26 protein-coding genes and 1 pseudogene are annotated in these 17,157 nt (G+C 37.2%); 9 read left to right on the top strand and 18 right to left on the bottom strand.

Annotation, left to right across the window (positions count from 1 at the left end):
* Window positions 1–15: 15 nt before the first annotated feature.
* A complete protein-coding gene (locus IEV41_RS02805) occupies window positions 16–468 on the bottom strand; it encodes a cupin domain-containing protein (RefSeq protein WP_229722124.1) in 453 nt (150 codons plus the stop codon).
* Between IEV41_RS02805 and IEV41_RS02800 the strand changes: the two are divergent.
* A pseudogene (locus IEV41_RS02800) lies at window positions 443–922 on the top strand (LysR family transcriptional regulator substrate-binding protein). The gene IEV41_RS02805 and the pseudogene IEV41_RS02800 overlap by 26 nt on opposite strands.
* Window positions 923–961: 39 nt before the next feature.
* Here IEV41_RS02800 and IEV41_RS02795 read toward each other — a convergent pair.
* Window positions 962–1,129 carry a hypothetical protein gene (locus IEV41_RS02795; RefSeq protein ID WP_188386924.1) on the bottom strand — a complete coding sequence of 56 codons (168 nt, stop codon included), beginning with the start codon at window positions 1,127–1,129 and terminating at the stop codon, window positions 962–964.
* A 303-nt stretch (window positions 1,130–1,432) separates the two neighbouring features.
* On the opposite strand from IEV41_RS02795, the gene IEV41_RS02790 reads away from it, so the two are divergent.
* The 4 genes from IEV41_RS02790 to IEV41_RS02775 all read left to right on the top strand — a co-directional run bounded on the left by IEV41_RS02790 (window position 1,433) and on the right by IEV41_RS02775 (window position 4,349).
* Window positions 1,433–2,089: a lytic polysaccharide monooxygenase gene (locus IEV41_RS02790; protein ID WP_188386923.1), complete on the top strand. Its 657-nt coding sequence runs from the start codon at window positions 1,433–1,435 to the stop codon at window positions 2,087–2,089.
* Window positions 2,090–2,402: 313 nt separating this feature from the next.
* The gene (locus IEV41_RS02785; protein ID WP_188386922.1) at window positions 2,403–2,810 is read left to right on the top strand and encodes a DoxX family protein; all 408 of its coding nucleotides are present in this window, start codon (window positions 2,403–2,405) and stop codon (window positions 2,808–2,810) included.
* Between the two features lie 294 nt (window positions 2,811–3,104).
* Complete coding sequence (locus IEV41_RS02780; protein WP_188386921.1) at window positions 3,105–3,635, top strand: GNAT family N-acetyltransferase; 531 nt, start codon at window positions 3,105–3,107, stop codon at window positions 3,633–3,635.
* Between the two features lie 168 nt (window positions 3,636–3,803).
* Complete coding sequence (locus tag IEV41_RS02775; protein ID WP_229722123.1) at window positions 3,804–4,349, top strand: C1q-like domain-containing protein; 546 nt, start codon at window positions 3,804–3,806, stop codon at window positions 4,347–4,349.
* 92 nt (window positions 4,350–4,441) lie between these two features.
* Here the strand turns inward: IEV41_RS02775 and IEV41_RS02770 are convergent, their stop codons facing one another.
* From IEV41_RS02770 to IEV41_RS02745, 6 genes are all read right to left on the bottom strand, one after another.
* Window positions 4,442–5,170 (bottom strand): GNAT family N-acetyltransferase, encoded by a 729-nt coding sequence (locus IEV41_RS02770; protein ID WP_188386919.1) that lies wholly within the window; start codon window positions 5,168–5,170, stop codon window positions 4,442–4,444.
* A gap of 105 nt (window positions 5,171–5,275) precedes the next feature.
* The gene (locus IEV41_RS02765; protein WP_229722121.1) at window positions 5,276–5,944 is read right to left on the bottom strand and encodes a CPBP family intramembrane glutamic endopeptidase; all 669 of its coding nucleotides are present in this window, start codon (window positions 5,942–5,944) and stop codon (window positions 5,276–5,278) included.
* 89 nt (window positions 5,945–6,033) lie between these two features.
* Entirely contained in the window at window positions 6,034–6,999 is a 966-nt protein-coding gene (locus tag IEV41_RS02760; protein ID WP_188386918.1) for a tubby C-terminal domain-like protein, read from the bottom strand.
* 31 nt (window positions 7,000–7,030) lie between these two features.
* Window positions 7,031–7,879 carry an oxidoreductase gene (locus IEV41_RS02755; RefSeq protein ID WP_188386917.1) on the bottom strand — a complete coding sequence of 283 codons (849 nt, stop codon included), beginning with the start codon at window positions 7,877–7,879 and terminating at the stop codon, window positions 7,031–7,033.
* A gap of 81 nt (window positions 7,880–7,960) precedes the next feature.
* Window positions 7,961–8,461, bottom strand: coding sequence for a GNAT family N-acetyltransferase (locus IEV41_RS02750; protein ID WP_188386916.1), 501 nt, complete (start codon window positions 8,459–8,461; stop codon window positions 7,961–7,963).
* Window positions 8,462–8,513: 52 nt separating this feature from the next.
* Complete coding sequence (locus IEV41_RS02745) at window positions 8,514–9,002, bottom strand: hypothetical protein (RefSeq protein ID WP_188386915.1); 489 nt, start codon at window positions 9,000–9,002, stop codon at window positions 8,514–8,516.
* A gap of 122 nt (window positions 9,003–9,124) precedes the next feature.
* On the opposite strand from IEV41_RS02745, the gene IEV41_RS02740 reads away from it, so the two are divergent.
* From IEV41_RS02740 to IEV41_RS02725, 4 genes are read left to right on the top strand one after another with little or no spacing between them, the layout of a single operon-like run.
* Window positions 9,125–9,295, top strand: a complete 171-nt coding sequence (locus tag IEV41_RS02740; RefSeq protein WP_188386914.1) for a hypothetical protein — start codon at window positions 9,125–9,127, stop codon at window positions 9,293–9,295.
* A 13-nt stretch (window positions 9,296–9,308) separates the two neighbouring features.
* On the top strand, window positions 9,309–9,695 hold the full coding sequence (locus IEV41_RS02735; RefSeq protein ID WP_188386913.1) for a hypothetical protein: 387 nt from the start codon (window positions 9,309–9,311) through the stop codon (window positions 9,693–9,695).
* Window positions 9,696–9,708: 13 nt separating this feature from the next.
* Complete coding sequence (locus IEV41_RS02730; RefSeq protein WP_188386912.1) at window positions 9,709–10,092, top strand: hypothetical protein; 384 nt, start codon at window positions 9,709–9,711, stop codon at window positions 10,090–10,092.
* Window positions 10,089–10,274: a hypothetical protein gene (locus IEV41_RS02725; RefSeq protein WP_188386911.1), complete on the top strand. Its 186-nt coding sequence runs from the start codon at window positions 10,089–10,091 to the stop codon at window positions 10,272–10,274. The genes IEV41_RS02730 and IEV41_RS02725 overlap by 4 nt, the downstream gene beginning before the upstream one ends.
* A 62-nt stretch (window positions 10,275–10,336) precedes the next feature.
* Here the strand turns inward: IEV41_RS02725 and IEV41_RS02720 are convergent, their stop codons facing one another.
* The 10 genes from IEV41_RS02720 to IEV41_RS02680 all read right to left on the bottom strand — a co-directional run bounded on the left by IEV41_RS02720 (window position 10,337) and on the right by IEV41_RS02680 (window position 16,941).
* On the bottom strand, window positions 10,337–10,810 hold the full coding sequence (locus tag IEV41_RS02720) for a hypothetical protein (RefSeq protein ID WP_188386910.1): 474 nt from the start codon (window positions 10,808–10,810) through the stop codon (window positions 10,337–10,339).
* 92 nt (window positions 10,811–10,902) lie between these two features.
* Window positions 10,903–11,037 carry a hypothetical protein gene (locus tag IEV41_RS20130; protein ID WP_268235124.1) on the bottom strand — a complete coding sequence of 45 codons (135 nt, stop codon included), beginning with the start codon at window positions 11,035–11,037 and terminating at the stop codon, window positions 10,903–10,905.
* A gap of 160 nt (window positions 11,038–11,197) precedes the next feature.
* Window positions 11,198–11,335 carry an exosporium protein G gene (locus IEV41_RS02715; RefSeq protein ID WP_188386909.1) on the bottom strand — a complete coding sequence of 46 codons (138 nt, stop codon included), beginning with the start codon at window positions 11,333–11,335 and terminating at the stop codon, window positions 11,198–11,200.
* Window positions 11,336–11,873: 538 nt separating this feature from the next.
* A complete protein-coding gene (dnaB, locus tag IEV41_RS02710; RefSeq protein ID WP_188386908.1) occupies window positions 11,874–13,169 on the bottom strand; it encodes a replicative DNA helicase in 1,296 nt (431 codons plus the stop codon).
* Entirely contained in the window at window positions 13,162–13,503 is a 342-nt protein-coding gene (locus tag IEV41_RS02705; RefSeq protein WP_188386907.1) for a replicative helicase loader/inhibitor, read from the bottom strand. Before IEV41_RS02705 ends, dnaB begins: the two co-directional genes overlap by 8 nt.
* Window positions 13,496–14,308 (bottom strand): hypothetical protein, encoded by an 813-nt coding sequence (locus tag IEV41_RS02700; RefSeq protein WP_188386906.1) that lies wholly within the window; start codon window positions 14,306–14,308, stop codon window positions 13,496–13,498. The genes IEV41_RS02705 and IEV41_RS02700 overlap by 8 nt, the downstream gene beginning before the upstream one ends.
* On the bottom strand, window positions 14,301–14,615 hold the full coding sequence (locus tag IEV41_RS02695; RefSeq protein ID WP_188386905.1) for a hypothetical protein: 315 nt from the start codon (window positions 14,613–14,615) through the stop codon (window positions 14,301–14,303). The genes IEV41_RS02700 and IEV41_RS02695 overlap by 8 nt, the downstream gene beginning before the upstream one ends.
* Window positions 14,616–14,755: 140 nt before the next feature.
* Window positions 14,756–14,893 (bottom strand): hypothetical protein, encoded by a 138-nt coding sequence (locus IEV41_RS02690; RefSeq protein WP_188386904.1) that lies wholly within the window; start codon window positions 14,891–14,893, stop codon window positions 14,756–14,758.
* 137 nt (window positions 14,894–15,030) lie between these two features.
* Entirely contained in the window at window positions 15,031–15,177 is a 147-nt protein-coding gene (locus IEV41_RS02685; RefSeq protein WP_188386903.1) for a hypothetical protein, read from the bottom strand.
* A gap of 126 nt (window positions 15,178–15,303) precedes the next feature.
* Window positions 15,304–16,941 carry a M3 family oligoendopeptidase gene (locus IEV41_RS02680; RefSeq protein WP_229722120.1) on the bottom strand — a complete coding sequence of 546 codons (1,638 nt, stop codon included), beginning with the start codon at window positions 16,939–16,941 and terminating at the stop codon, window positions 15,304–15,306.
* Window positions 16,942–17,157: the final 216 nt, after the last annotated feature.

Raw genomic sequence — 17,157 nt, 5'->3', positions numbered from 1 at the left:
GCGTCATACCTCCCCTTATTTAGACATATCTTTCCTCACGACATGTCGCGGTGCACTTCCTACTGGCTCTTCTAAAAACCATGTTCCCATTGAAGTAAGCACTGGCACATCTTGAAACGTAAAGATAATTGCATCTTCTGTTTCTGATGTATTGCAATGCTCATGTGCAGACCAAGGTGGTGCTAAAAATAAGTCACCCTTTTCCCACTCAATCTTTTCTCCATCGACAATACTAAACCCTTCCCCTTGAAAAACTAAATTAAGAGCGACATTCATCGTCGATGACGTACCGTATGCCTCTCCAGTATCATGATGAATAAGTGACAATGTACCGCCTCCAGCTTCAAGGAAATGCTCTGATACCGATTCCTTCAATAACGGATAAATATCCCTCCACTTCCATGAACACGGACTACGTACAGGAGACATCAAAAAATAATTAATAGACAATACAATAGAGATTGGCATTGTTTTTTTACCTATAGAAGGAGACGGATTCGAACAAATACCTTTATATACAGAAGAAATGGCATTTGCCGTACCTATCAGACATCCATTAGCGAAGCACAAGACATTACGATTGGAAGCACTGTAAACAGCCTCTTCTATCTTACTTCCAAAAAGCTATTTCATAAGACAACTTATTAACAACCATTGTAAGGAATTCGGTTTCCTTCCTGAGCCAGTCTTTGAAATGACAACGATGGAATCATTAATAAATATGGTAATAGAAGGAATAGGAATCACTATCTTACCTAAGCAGTATCTCGCATACTTGAACAATCCTTCTATCAAAACCATTCCTATTTCGAATGCGAGTCTTACTAGAGAAATAGGGATTGTTTATCGAAAAGATAAGTATATATGCGCTGCAACACATATGTTTATGAAACAGTTAACAGATACATCACTTCATCTATAGTAGAAAAGCATTCACACGATATGGATGCTTTTTTAGCTTTTATAGATGAAAGAAATAACTAAAGAACAACCCAATACCGTATCCTGTAACGCCTAATCCGACAATAAACAAAACAGGCGAAAAAACGCTTTTCTTATGCGTTGCTTTCCCAGCGTACAGGAGAAGTAACCCAATTAGGATAATGAATAACACATACAAAACAGCCATCGCTATTCCCTCCCAACATTATTTACACGTTATGCCTTTTTACAGTGCTATATGCATACTTTCAGAGCTCTCTTACTTGTACAATAAACTATCATATTGCATGTTGGATACTAGTTTCATTCTATCTCTATTTTAACCCCTAAAATACATATATATCATCCTATACCTTGATTATTCCACTATTTCTTCCTCTCATTCATCTTTCTTTCCTGGAATATACCAACTAGACGTCTAGTATACTTTAAAGTGGTTTTCACACCATTATATAAATTGGATGTACATCCATTACAAGGAGGAAGAAACATGAATTGGAAGAAGAAAGTAATGAAAGTTGTTCCGCTTGCGGTATGTGGTATCGTCGGTTCTTTATTATTTACAAGTGGTGCATCTGCACATGGCTACATCGACAATGGACGTTCATCTTTATGTAAGCAGGGATTAAACACGGGTTGTGGTCCGATTCAATATGAACCACAAAGTGTTGAGGGTCCTGGTAACTTTCCGCAATTAGGTCCATCAGATGGACAAATTGCTGGTGCTGGAAGATATCCTAACCTTGATGTTCAAACCGCAACTCGTTGGCATAAAGTGAACTTGACAGGTGGTACAAATACATTCTCATGGACATTTACTGCTCCGCACCGTACAAAAGAATGGAAATACTACATCACGAAAAAAGGATGGAATCCAAACCAACCTCTTACGCGTAGTAACTTAGAATTTATTTCAAGGGTGGACGGTGGAGACAAACAACCGCCATTTAAAGTTGCGCATGCAATTAATCTACCGACAGACCGTACAGGGTATCACATTGTTCTTGGTGTATGGGAAATTGCAGATACTGGAATGGCCTTTTATCAAGCTGTTGATGTAAATTTAGGCAATAATCCGCTTGTAGGAAATACACAACCTTCTTCTTCCTTAGCCAATTTGCTATCCATGAAACAATTTACTCAATAACCTCCTCACAGTATAGAAAAGGACGTGTCCACGGACACGTCCTTTTCTATACTCACATTATGCACTCACCAACACATTCCTCTTAATCCACTAATTCATATTGATATTATCAGATTTATTAATTCACTTTATTCCTTCTATATTAAACGTTATTTTCTCAATACGAAATAATCATGCCCCACATTGTACTGCATATATTAGACTTATCGTTACAAAAATCATAACTCTAGAACTGCCCTCACCATCTATATAATCTCATCAGTGAACGTTGTTTGTTAAAAAGTATCTATAATAGATTAGAGGAGGAACAAAGTTGTTAAAAAAACCTGAATTAGGAATTTTTATTATTCGATTAGTATTAGGTATTATCTTTGCTGCGCATGGTTTCAAAAAAGTCCAGGGTGGCATTCAAGGATCAGTGGATTCATTCGAAAACATTGGTATATACGGCTGGTTGGCCTATCCAGTTGTCTATATCGAATTAATTGGTGGAATATTACTTATCCTTGGAATTGGAACACGAATTGCGGCGGCTCTCTTAGTAGGTGTAATGATGGGTGCAATTTTCCTTGTGAAATTAAAATACGGTCTTCTTGGTGGTTTCGAATATCCATTAGCACTAGCAGCCATGTCTTTACTCCTTGTCTTCAATCCTGGCCAACTTTTATCACTGGAAAAGTTATTACACAAACGAAAAAACAGCCAACAGCAACCTGCCTAGTGTGAAAAACATCCTTGCATTGTATTTATTACCCTTTACTATACATAATCTTGTATAGTCATGTAGTTGTAAAGTAAATAACTTATCTCTACCGTATCACCTATCTTTTCTCATGAAAAAATAACGGATTCTTCATCCTTTGCTCTCTCTGTCTTTATTAAATTAGTATTCATCATTTCCTTTCCCGCTCATATCTTGTATAATGAACTCACTTTACTTGAAGGGACTGAATTATGCGCAGATATCAATATTTTTAATCCAACCAACTACTACACAATGACGGAGGTTAAAGTATTGATTACTCAACTACAAACAAAAAGATTACATGTACGAAGAATGAATGAATCCGATTCATATAGCTTGTTTAACATTTGGTCCGATCCTGATGTGACGAAATTTATGAACGTTGATTGTTTTACAGATGAACACCAAGCAAAAGAGATGATTACCTTTCTTAATGAGCTAGCTAAAGAGAACAAAGCTTACCGTTTCGTAATCGTTGAAGCCGAGTCCAATGAAATTATTGGTTCATGCGGTTATAACTTCTTAGATTTCGAACATGCAAAAACCGAAATTGGATGTGATATCGCGAAGGCACATTGGGGAAAAGGTTATGCTCCTGAAATTATGGACGCTTTACTCGAATACGCATTTAAACAATTAAACATACATCGAATTGAAGCGAAGGTTGATCCTAAAAATATAAAATCAATTAAACTACTACAAAAGTTAAACTTTACATTTGAGGGAACTTTACGAGATTATGAAAAATTAAAAGGACAATTCATGAATCTCCATATGTATTCCAAGCTCGCAACAGATTAATATACTTTCTTTGCCTATATCTCGTGGAGATATAGGCTTTTTCTTTCGCACGTAATACTTTCATCTTATCCCACAAAAATAACCTCCTATCTAAGATACTCGTCCGAAACATTCAACAATGCTTGTTCATATCATATAATAATATTTCTCATAATGGAGGTGAACAATATGGATTATCCATGTCCTCAAACACAATGTTTCCCTATACCAGAGCCTATATTTCTACCACAATCAGCCTTTCGAGCGGTAAACAATTCATTCGAACAACGGGTTACTGCTAATCTTCCCCTATCACCAGTACAGTTTCCAGATGTAGAATTTGATTTAAACAATGAATATAACCCTGTTACATCTACTTTTATCCCAAAACAAAATGGTATTTATTCACTTATCGCAAGTGTTAACTTTGGTCCTGATATTATTAGTAACTATCGGGTGTTAATTATCATTCAAGTGAACGGCGTAACAACCGTTGGTGATAATGACTTTTTCGGTGATATTCCAATTGGCGATGCAACAAGTGTTTCTGCTATTCTTCCATTAGCTTCGGGAGATGAAGTGAATGTAGCTGTCATAAGTTCTACTGATGGGGTCTTATTCGTCAATCCAGCTGCGATACATTTCCAAGCGGCAATATTCCCTTTCACAGGAATTACTAGCTCGATGACCAATAACGCTTCTCGTTCGAATTCCTTTTCTAGTCAAAAATTTTAAAACCTAGTATCACAGACTAACTGGATGGTCCGTGATACTAGGTTTTTCATATCCTTATGAAAGAATCCAAAAAACATTTTATCCTTACTTCATCAATAAACTGAATCAGGAGAAATCACATCCCATTTACCAAATAGAGTGAGACCTGTAGCTTTTGCGAGTGCCGTAGATGCCTCGTTATCCAATTGACATCGGTATTGTGGCTCGTATCCTTTCGCTAAAGCATACTTACTAATAGCACGCACTACTCTGCGGGCATGACCTTTCCCTCGAAAAGCTTGTAGTGTTAATACCCCAAGATCTGCAATTTGCGCATCCTGCCAAGGATACATACTAGTAGCAGCGACGAGACGCTTTTGTTCAAAGGAACCGAACACTGCCCAGTGATCCAATTCTACATAAGCATCATCTAAATCTTGTTCCGAAGCAGCACCCTCGAACTGGGAGAAAACCGTATTATCTTGCGCTGTTAACTGTCGTACCTCTCCTTCTATCTCTTCTTGCACCAAGACATTCTTATCCTCTTCGGAAAAATAAAAAAGAAAATCTGCCCCGTGTAACATTACTCCTGCTTCATTCAATTTTTGACGAAATATCCCTTCAGACAACTCTTGTCCTATTTCAAGACCTATTTTCTCTACCATAGTAGGTGTCAACGTTACCATCACTTTATTATCAGACGTCTCCAAAACCATTACTCGACGATCTTCATCTAAGTTAGGATTGACGACAACTGTAAAGACTTCATTGCGATACAAAACTTCTCCATCCAAAAATGGTTTCCGCCAAAAGTCTATGATTGTTTCTGAAACTACAGCCATTATTCCTTCCTCCTCTATACTAAGTCTATTTAAAAATACCATACGCAAGAGGAAAAAACATTATTTTATCTTATTATTCAGAAAAGTTAATACTACCTCTAAATATTACATCATGCTAACAAATAAATTATGAAAAGAATGCAAGATAACAACCGCCCACAACGATCCACTCTTTTTAAATACGAATCCAAAAAATAAACCTACTAGGAAAATATATATATGACTTCCAATAGCAAAAAATACACCATCATGCAGCCAAATACCGTAATGAATAATCAAAAATAACAAAGAAGTAATGACGTTAGCTTTCCAGAAAGACAATCTTTTATTAAGTTCTTGTAACACGAAACCGCGGAATACGATTTCTTCCGTAATCCCAACTAACAAAATACCGTTTATATAGTTACTCAAAGATAAATGAAAGTTAAACGATTGATTATTTACTATGTACACGTTAAAAGTAAAATAAAGACCTAGCAATAGCGAAAAAGCTAATCCGAAACGAACCCCTTTATATACATTATCCATTTTTAAATACTTTATTGGATTCATGTGTAAGTAATATTTGATGTAGAGCCAGACTGGGAGTATCCATACTATGACCTTCATACACGCACTTAACAATGTGGCTGTAACTTCGCTCAATGGCTCTATATATTGTACCAACCATAGTTCTCTTAACATCCAAGCAGAGTTAAATAGAAACAAATATATCACTAACATTTTTAGATTTGATGCCCCTATTTTGCTTTCAAATGATACGTTCATGTTCATTACTTTCCCTCCTAACATATGAAAACACTATTATCACCTATACAAAAATACTGGCATTCTCTCCAAAAGAATGCCAGTATTTCTCTATCTTATCCTACACAAAACGTCGAATGAAGGACGCCTAACACGAAGTACCACTCATCTACATATTCCTCGTCATATACATTTAACTCCATACGATATGTATCACCTTCGACTTGGATATTCCAATCCGCAATGACATGGTCTTTCTTCAATAATTTGCAAAGACCGAATAGCTTCTTATGGATTACATAATCTGCTCCTTTATACGTTAAGGTGAATAACGAATCTGCATCAACTAACTTCCCATCCACCACAATAATTTCGTGCTCTGTATTATTATTATCTACGTAGGTTACGTAAATCTTTCTTCTTCGCCATTTACTTGTATCTTTCGTGCTAATACGAATATTGCCTTCACTATCTTTTAGTTCGTACTTTAAATTACTAGAACGTCTTGGAATAAAGTCTAACATTTTCAGCAATGAATTTTTGTAATAGCCACGTATTACCCCTACTTGATCACTCCCATTGTAAAGCTCTAGCACTGTCTCATCTGCTTTACTATCAATCGGTCTCGTATACGAAAGTTGCATCACTCGCTCTTCTCGCAAATATTGACCGAATGTAACAGGATACTCTATTGAGCGCAGTTCCTCATTCAACTGCTGTATATACCCCTTAATTCCTTCAAGTAGTGTCGTAGTCGATATATGTTCATCAAGGACAAATTCTTGCCAAATGGAAGAAATACTCCATTTATCATCTTCTTCATGAGTGAAATCAAGAATGACCTCTTTACGGTCCATTGTTCCATAATTCATCTGTACGTTCTGCCCGTATTGAACGTGTTCCATCCATTCTCCTAAATAAATACCAAGCTCCGCAACCTTTATAGATGGTTTCTGGAAATACACTCTATCATCTACAAAAATGGTTAACTCTCCTTCAATAAAGCCGTTTTTATAAGCTGTATATGTTGGCTCACCTTCCTGTGGAATATGTTTATCTAACTCAAACGAAAACGTAATCATCTTTAAATCCCTTCCAGTTATGTTATACACGTTATTTTATCTTTTGAAACTGCTTCAATACAATACGCTCCCACCATGTCCAAGGCAGCAAGCTTTTCATAAAAATTGTGAACTTTACCCCTTTTCCAATTGGATAACGAAGTGTCGTCTTTTTTGCAACGGCAATCGAAGCTATCTTTTTCGCAATGTCCGTTGGATTACCGAGGCTATCTTTTTCGCCATTAATATGCGTCTGGATTTTCTCGATTTGTGCGCGGTACGGAGAATGTGTGTAATCATTTTCCGCAAGAAGTTCTTGTCCGGTTTGCCAAATATTTGTGTCATATGAACCAGGTTCTACGAGTACGACATCAACACCAAACGGCTTTACTTCCAGACGAAGAGATTCACTCCATCCTTCTAGTGCGTATTTCGAAGATACATAAGGAGACAAGCCTGGGAATCCAACTTTCCCACTAATACTGCTAATGTTTATAATTTTGCCACTTTTTCGTTTACGCATATACGGTAGCACGAGTTGTGTAACCGAAATCGCACCGAATACATTCGTTTCGAATTGACGTCGGTATTCTTCTACTCGAACTTCTTCCGAGCATCCACCACCTGCATAACCAGCATTATTCACCAGTACATCTACACGATCCACTGTTTGTAAAAACGATTGAAAAGCTTGTAATGAATGTTCATCTGTTACATCTAATTGTTCTACTTGTATATGTTCTGCCACATTCCGTGCAGTAGCTTCTACTAAAAGCACCTGTTGCTTCTCTACATTTCTCATCGTCGCAATGACGTGAAATCCATTTTTCGCAAGTTCAAGAGAGGTTAATAGTCCAAAACCACTCGATGCCCCTGTCACAACCGCAATCTTCTTCATCATCGTCTCACTTCCTTCTCTATCATCATACTCGATGTATTCATGGAAAATCTATGATGAATAATGCCTTTATTATTCGACTTTTCATTTTTGTGAGTCTAAAAGGTCCAATTTGTATTGAATCAATCTACTGTCTTTCCCCATATACTCCTCTACACCGATTCTACTAACCTCTGTGAAACCTACCCGCTCTAACATCTTACGTGAACGAGTATTCGCTTCGTGCGTTTCAGCGATGAGTGTTGTAATGCTATATTCTTTCTCCGCATACTCGATAAGAGAAAGAATCGAGTGTACACCTATCCCTTTTCCCCATAGCCCACTTTCACCAATCGCAATGCCAATTTCTGCTTCAGTACCTCGAATGCACGCTAAGTCAACGTAACCAATTAATTGCCCATCTCCTTCAATACCAAGGCGATGAAAATCTTCAGTATTATTCGTTACACAGCGTTCCCACCACATATGCAATTCTTCTTCATTTCGGTTTCGTTCCCAACCATTTGCTTGGCAAAAGGTGTCATCCTTGCTCCATGCTAGGACGTTTTCATAGTCTTCTAGTTTTAATGGTCGGAGTATAATCACTCTATCATCTCCTTCTTCACAGGTCACTATATACGGATATTTTTTAACATTATCATCTGTCTATATACTTCTCGCTCATTAGCCCATAATAATAATGCTTCGCAGTGTTTAATGACCTATCTAAACTAGAATATGCAGTAAAAGCTAAGATTAACGATAGCGCACCAGATATGACAAAAGCTCTCCGTTCTTTTTCCCACAACTTCTTATTCTTCTTGTAGATAATGAATGCTGCAAGTACACTCCCAACAGTCCATAACGATATTACTAACAGCGTAAAGAAATTTGTATTGATTTCACCGACAGCGCGCTTAAATGCCTCTACATATCGTTTATTTTCTTCGTTCTCGATGATAGTCGTTATTTCGCCGCCATAGCCGATTCCCCATGTAGAAACTCCATTTTCTTTCGTCCACACATATTCATAACCAAATGCTTTCTCTTCGATGACCGTAGATGAAGAGGTTGCATATACGCGTGGAATACATAACGCAAACAAAATAATTACGAATGAAAATGCGATGAATCGTTTTTCCATCACCCACATCCCTCTTTATCTACATAAAAGCAACTATCTATTTATAGATTACCTTCCTATCCTTACAAAAACAAGGTGATTATGGTACAATTTTACAAAAGGATTTTTCACAAGGAGGGATTAACATGCTATATGATTTTATCCTGACATTTATCATTGCTTTCTTCTTCATTGGAGCAATTAATTTCGTCATACATACATATTTCCCCAAAGACAAACTGGAACGAAAAAAACGACTTGTTATTTATACAGTACAGAGTGCTATCGCTGCACTATTACTTGTCTTCGTGATTTAACAAGGAGGAAAAAATGAAGAAATCAAATCTATTACACAGCATTTTATTTGGGGTATTTGCGGTAGGGCTTCTACTTACGATATTTCTTGTATATACAGATATGAAAGCTTCATTTTCTTTTTACTTTGTGCTTGGATATGTCCTTTTTATTTTCTGCTATATGTTATTCAACATCTATCTAATCATCTACAATTCAAGAAAGTTACGATGGAGTCAACTAAGACAACGACTAGTAAGATTTGTTCTATTATTTCTTTGTTTCAGTGCTGGGAAATATCTAATTGATTATTATTTCTTTGGAACACCAGAAACTAGCGTTGGGTATTTCGCTACTTCGTTTGGCGGCGCACTTGGAGCGGCTTTTTTTGATTTAATGTTTCGCAAGAAGGAAGCACAATAAAGGAGGGGGAAAAATGAAGAAATCTAGTTTCGTAAACATATTGTTATCTATTTTACTTGTTGTAGGAGCAATCGTTGTTGCATTCCTCTTATATACAGATATGAATACGGCGTTTTCTCGTGTATTTATCATTGGATACGTCATTGTTCTTTTCGTATATGCGTTATTTACGATTCTTCTAGTTACGATAAAAGCAAGAACATTGACTCGTGCGCAAATAGGACAACGCCTCTTAAAATTTAGTATGTGGTTCGTGTTTTTCAGTGTGATTAAATACGCTGTTAGTTCTCTTGATGGAACGCCAGAAATTAGCTTCGCCTACTTCGCACTTCCGTTTGGTCTATCATTTGGATTAGCATTTTCTGATCTAATTAATAAAAGGAGAGCATCCTCATGAAGAAAATTTTGAAGTTTGGTGTGTGGTTCATTATATTAATTGCCGCAAAATCTAGTATTAATTATGCAATAGGTGGCCCAATCATAGAGACGGCCGATTTCATTCAACTTGCCATTGTCGCACTTGGATTAGCTCTTTTGGATTTAAATAAGCTTCAACCAGCCCATGCGAGACTAAAATGATGAGCCACTCTGTTTCATCATGAAACGCTAAAAGACGAATTCAAATGAATTCGTCTTTTCCTTTACATATTTTTCAGCTTTTCAAAATAGAAGTGTGCATCCTCTAATGCCGTGTTCAAATCTAACGAAGTCATCACGATGAAATAAAGCGCGACACCTGCTAGTACACTAAAAATACCAATTGCCTTTTTGAACATTGGTTTGTTCTTTCTATACAAGATTAATGCTACAATGACTGTCACAAGTAAATATGCCCCGAATAGGCCAAGTCGTGATTGTTGTGAGTCAACTCGCTCCACCGCATTCATAAAGTCGATTAAGAACGGCGCGCGCTCTTTCGTCTCTTCTATCGTATATGTATCACCTTTATGCCCGATTTTCCATGTAGATGTATCATTTATCTCTGTAGCAGTATATTCATAGCCCCATGCCTCTCCCTGCGCAGTCACTCCCGAGGAATTTGCATATACATACGAAACACATAACATGAACATAGCTACAAATAACAAACATGTAATAAAGCCTTTCTTTACCATAAATAATCTCCTTCGTCCAAACTTCTCTTCCATCTTACCATAAATACAAAAAGAATCATCCTATTCTCGAACAGGATGATCTATCTTCCTCATCAAAACAAACACGTAAATAACTTATTTACCTCATCGAATAATTTATTTAACGCTGGATCTTTTTTAATTTCATCAATCATTTGTTGTTTTTTTAATGCATCTCTTTCCATTTGAATACATTGAATTTGCCGCATAAGGTATTGTACATCTTTCATCATATCATCCTTTCAACTATCTACATGTTATGCAACGTACTTCCCATCTGTTATTCCAAACATTAGCAAATTATATATAATCATCGTCTATGTACATAGGTGAGAGAAATACTCTCACCTATTAATGGTCTTGATAAAACTAGCTACATTGTGGAACTCCTAAAGCTAATAACAATTGTGCCACTTCCGCAGTAATTGGTACTCGAACTGGAAGTGGACCAACTTGTGTTACGAGAAAGTATTGATTGTTCTCGAGTGAAATACAAATGATTTCCATTCAAATCACCTCCTCTCTCTCGAACTAATACTAGTCTATGAATTAGTTGCGAAAAAGTAATAGGAGGGAACACTATTTTCTATTAAATAGTGAAAAATAGCACATATAGCTTTAATTAAATAGTTTATAATACAAGACAAGCCCCCTTAGAAATCCCAAAAGCACTGGTTATTTTAATAAGAGAAGGATGCCTTTCGATGTTTCATTAACTGGCACACACCACTAAATTGCTGAGGGTTGTGCTTCTTCTATAACTCCTTACACCGACAACAAAAACGATTCTAGAACACTTTCTTACTTAGTGCCACCAAGGTAAGCCTTACATCATATTAAAATTCACATATACAATAAATTTCTTTGTTTTTCATCAACAAGAAGTGGCGATACAAAGAGTATTTTTTCTGCAAAATAGAATCATCCTACACACATGTTCAGTTAAGCAAGTACCAAATAAAGAGTGACCTACTTTTGGATACATAAGCTACTGTAACGAACAGGACATCACCGGTTTGAACGGAAAGTTTACTATCAAATACTTTTACACCTTATCCCGCTCTAACTCCACAAATTTACTATACTCTTTCAAGAATGCTAGCTTTACAAGTCCAGTTGGGCCGTTCCGATGTTTCGCAATAATGACTTCCATCACATTCTCCTCTTCAGATTTATTGTCATAATAATCATCACGATATAAGAAAGCGATAAGGTCGGCGTCTTGTTCAATTTGACCGGATTCACGTAAATCTGAGAGCATCGGGCGTTTGTTTTGGCGATGCTCGACACCGCGCGACAGTTGAGACAAGGCGATGATGCATATATGTAGATCGCGTGCCATTACTTTTAGCTTTCTACTAATCTCAGAAATTTCTTGCATACGATTACTGTTATAACGCTGTTCTCCTGTAATAAGTTGTAAGTAATCAATGATAAGTAAGCATTTCTTCTCTTTATGTTTGTGGCGAAATCTTCTCGCTTGCGCATAAATCTCTTGGATCGTAATACCCGGCTTGTCCCATAGTTCTAAATCTCGTTTGTCCATCTTGGCAATGATATTCGTCGTCATTTTCCACTCTTTCTCATGAAAGAAACGTGCACAATTTCGCATTTTCATACTATTAATGTTTCCCATTCGAGAAACCATTCGATTAAGTAATTGCTTATAATTCATTTCCAATGATGCAATAGCCACCGCAGTTCCTTTTCCTAGCGCATTCATGCCAATGTTTAATGCGAATGCGGTCTTTCCAATGGACGGCCTTGCTCCAATAATAATAAGGTCATCTTCTTGTAATCCACCCGTTATACTATTTAATCCCTTATAGCCTGTATCAATGCCGGTTAACTCGCCTTTTTCTTCCTGTATGTAGTCAATATATGCAAGTAGTTGATGATGCAAGTCATATTCAGTCGCTAAGTCCGCCTCGTTAATGTTCATTAATTTTGTATTTGCATCGTAAATAGCATGCATGTTGCCAGATTTGAGTTGCTGTTGCAGTTCTATCGTTACTTTCAATGATTCTCGTTGCTTCCATCCTTTGATTACTTCTTCTATGTAAAAGTCAACATTCGCTATGGACGGCACATGACACGCCACATCGTTCAAATATGTGCTGCCACCTACTTGGTCAAGCATATCCCCAAGTGCCACCATGACAGAATACACATCAATTGGATGACTAGCCTCTTCTAACTCCTGCATCTTCTGAAAAATCATCCGGTTCTTCGCATAATAGAAATGCTTTGGCATTAAGATCATACCTTTGATCAAACTTTCATCTAGAAAAATAGACCCTAATACAAATTCCTCTGCCAAACGAATATTTTCTTCAATCATTGTACATCCCTCCCTTCAACCGTTTTCTCGCCGCCTCGATGATAGTAGCTCTTCTCTCTGGTTGTGCAGCGTTTGTAGCCCAGTTATATAGTTTCTGCGTATATACATGTGCTGGTTGTTCTCGTTTCATTACGGGGATTAAATGACTAAGGTTTGGTGGATATTTGTTATCAGCAGCGATGTATCGTTTCAACATATTCTCTACACAATCTTTCTCATAGTGTTGCAGTGTTTCATAATACAGTTCTACCTTTTGTTGCGAAACTTCCGTACATTTCATTGGATACGCTAGTACAATTTTCCCGAGTAATTGAAAGATTTCACGCTTAGTCATCTAAATCAAAGTCCTCCTCGTTATAAACAGTTGTAAAAGCTGCTTTCTTACGGAATCGCGTACTTTCCATATGTCGATCCAATATGTACGGCACACAATAAGAAAAGGCACGTATTCTATCACGATGATGCCTCGGAATATACTGTTGAAAACATTCTTCTAACCATTTCAATGCATTATCACGCGATACACCTACCTCTAGAATCTCCTTTATCCCTTCGTAATCAAGTGGCGTCAAGACACACCCTATCGCTCTCAACTCGATAAACTTCGCTGCGATTAACCCTACCTCCGCATCATGTAAAGAAAGCAGTATTTCATCTACGGTAGACGGCCCCCCGCTACTTGCCTTACATGCGTGTGAAGTTGATGAAGTATATGGTGTATTCTCTGTAGTAATCTCTGGTATAGCTGTGTTAACATTGACCTGCTCATCCACCCAATTTGAATAACCTTCTTGCTCACTTTGAATAAGTTGACTGTTCAACGTGGATAGCTTCTCATAATTAATTCGATACCATTTTGTATGATCCATTTTCTTCTTATTGTAATTACCTGTCACAATATACCCTTCATTCTCAAGTCTATAAATGGTTCTCTTAATTGTAGATACACTCCAAAAGGGGAACTGCTTCTGCCAATCAGCGTATGTATTATATATCCACGTATAACCATCGTGAATATGCTTACTCATGTGTAACCAGTAGTGTATCTGCTGAAGAACAATTGCTTCGTTTAATCCACACTCACATGCTAGAGCTGGTAAGATGATTAATGGTCGATTCTCCACTACCAGCTTACTCATCCCCTTCACCTACTTCTATATAAGAAAACCGCAACAACATCGCTTCAAATGCAAGTCGCTTATTCTTCTTATCTAAGTAATCTAAGTCCGTTAGACGAAATGCATCATCTCCGTTAAACAGGTGCAATGCTAGATTGAGCATAATTTTTTCTGAATGTGATTTCGTTCGAAAGACGTGACGTAACTTCTCTACTTCTAGCACTCCATTCCCAACATGCATATAGTCTGTGTTGAAATACTTCCTTAACAACAAACAATATTTGAACAAATGCAAACAACCTCTCCAATACGGATCTAGACCTCTCATTTCTATCATCCCTTCTGTTCAAGTTGACTTCCTCATAATGTATATAGCAAGAATAAAAACATGTTTGTTATAAAATAAAAACGTTCAAAAAAACTTCACAGAAACATAAAAGGCTGTCCATTAGTTGGACAACCTTTTATCTAGTTTCTACATAAAGGAGCTCCCGCCGCTAGTAATTCTTTCGCCAGTTTGCTGGAGATTCGAAGTCTACGACCATCGTCTTTCTCTGTATACACATAATACTGTCCATTTTGAACCACGATGCAAATATGCTTCATGCTACCCCTTCCTTTCATATTAAATTACTAGTTAATCTATGATTTTCTCTACCAAAAAGGAACAATAATACTTGTACTATTTTTGCAGCTAATAAAAAGGCTGCCCACACGGGACAGCCTCAATGGTTTGTGTAAGATTACTCTTCACATAAAGGAGCTCCTGCTTTAATTAACTCATCAGCAGCTTCTTTCGTAATCTCAACTTTTGGATTTACTACTTCTCCTTCCTTACTTGTAACAATGTAGTATTTCCCATCCTCAAATAAGATACAAATATACTTCATGAAGGTAACCTCCTTTCCCTCCAACTACTATTAATCTATGATTTTCCAGTTGAAAGGTAATAGGATAAAATACCATTTGTGAAAAAATAGCAAATATGCCGTTGAGTAACATACACATAGTCGCAACTAATCTTGTAGGTAATTCAAGCAACAATCCGCTATGCGTTTTACTGTTTCATGAGAGAAATCGAATGAAACACCTGTATGTCGATAAATATCCACTATCGATGTGTTCCAATCTATACTCGCACCCTCTTTAAAGAAGGAAATGGCTTTTTCAGGATTTTCTCTATATAACTGAAACAATTGCAAAGCACCTAATTGTGAAATAGCATATTCAATGTTATAAAACGGATATTGAATATAATGTCCAAATTCTATCCAACTCGTACTGACCTCTTCTTCAATGCCGACTATATCAACAGGTGCTAATTGAAACCTTTTACTAATTTCCAGATACTTCGCGTCTCGTTCTTCCGATGTATGATGTGGGTTTGTATACATCCAATGTTGAAATAAGTCTCCGGCAACGGGAGAAATTAATAGAGAACATGCTCGGCGAAGTTGTTCACGTTGTGCCCATTTACACTCTATCGGATTTTGATAAAATACATTTAATTTATCCATTACGAATAACTCTAAACTATGTGAATATAATTCTGCTACCTCTTCCCTAAGATACCGTTCTTGCATGCTACTTTCGTTTTCAAATTGCTTATAGAAGTGAATGGCATGTCCCATTTCATGAACGAGTGCATTGACAGCATCAAATGAAGGACTAAAGTTCATATGAATAAAGACTTCTCTCACCTTCGGCAATGTAAAACAAATTGCCCCAGCCCCTTTGTTTGCTCTTGCTTCTACATCCAAGAGCCCTTGCTTCCGCATATATTGGAACCGTTCGTGAAAATACGAATCTGTCTGACGAAGCATCTCTCCTACACCATCTACTAAATCGGCAAACTCATCAAACGCGGGTTGTTGCATCGTACATGATCCTCTATCCCACGGACGATACGTTTCGACCTGCAATACTGTTTTGAAAAAATGTGCGACTTTCCTCCATACCGGAATAACATACGTCTCTACAGATGCATGTAGCATATAACAATCCTCTACACGATATTCACGATGCTTCGTCACAAATATATAATCACGGTAGTTCATAAACCCTGCATTACACGCCATTTGATGACGTATTTCGATTAATTCTGTCATCAAGCCGTCCACTTCTTTTTTTACACGTCGATTTTCTTCTGCTAACGCCTGCCACGCTCGCTTACGAACATCTCGATTTGGACTATCTAGCTTTGCTTTTATATACGAACGAGATTTTGTTTCACCGTCCCAGTCAATTGTCATACTGGCCATTATTTCTCTATACTGTGTGATAAGCTCTTGCTCTCTTACTACTAGTGCAATGTTTTTCTCTTGAAACAGCTTCTTTCTTCCTAACCGTACATTGCGCATATGTCCATATTTCTTTTCATCTAACAACAGGGTGAATGGACAATCACTAAATTTCTCATCAAACTTCGCTTCATAACTTGTAAGAAGCGGCTGAATCTCACGTTGATACTCTATATGTAGCTGCCGATTCTTTTCATGTTTCGTATCTTTGTAAAAGGTAATGAAATGCTTGGTAATGGCCTCTTCTATCTCCGCACATAATTCTCTCTCTTCTACAAGCCATACCTCTAAGTCTTTTACCGAATGAATCGCTTTCGCAAAAAGTGCTTGTAATCTCTGTTTCCATTCTTCCATTCGATTCTCCCTTCCTCTTCTAACTCTACTATTCATCCTATCAAATTATGTACCGACAAAACACATATTTCTCATTATTACAAATTCACAAAATATTCACTTTTACACTCATTCCCAACGTACCTACCGTGTTAAAATTGACGTACAACCACCCTTCACCTTTTATAAACGACAAACACCACGTACAACCACAGAAAATCCCCTTCAGAATGCCTA

Origin of the sequence: Priestia taiwanensis (genome assembly GCF_014638355.1) — a bacterium.
In the GTDB taxonomy this organism is placed as follows: Bacteria; Bacillota; Bacilli; order Bacillales; family Bacillaceae_G; genus Priestia_D; species Priestia_D taiwanensis.
This window is presented reverse-complemented; position numbering and strand designations above follow the sequence as displayed.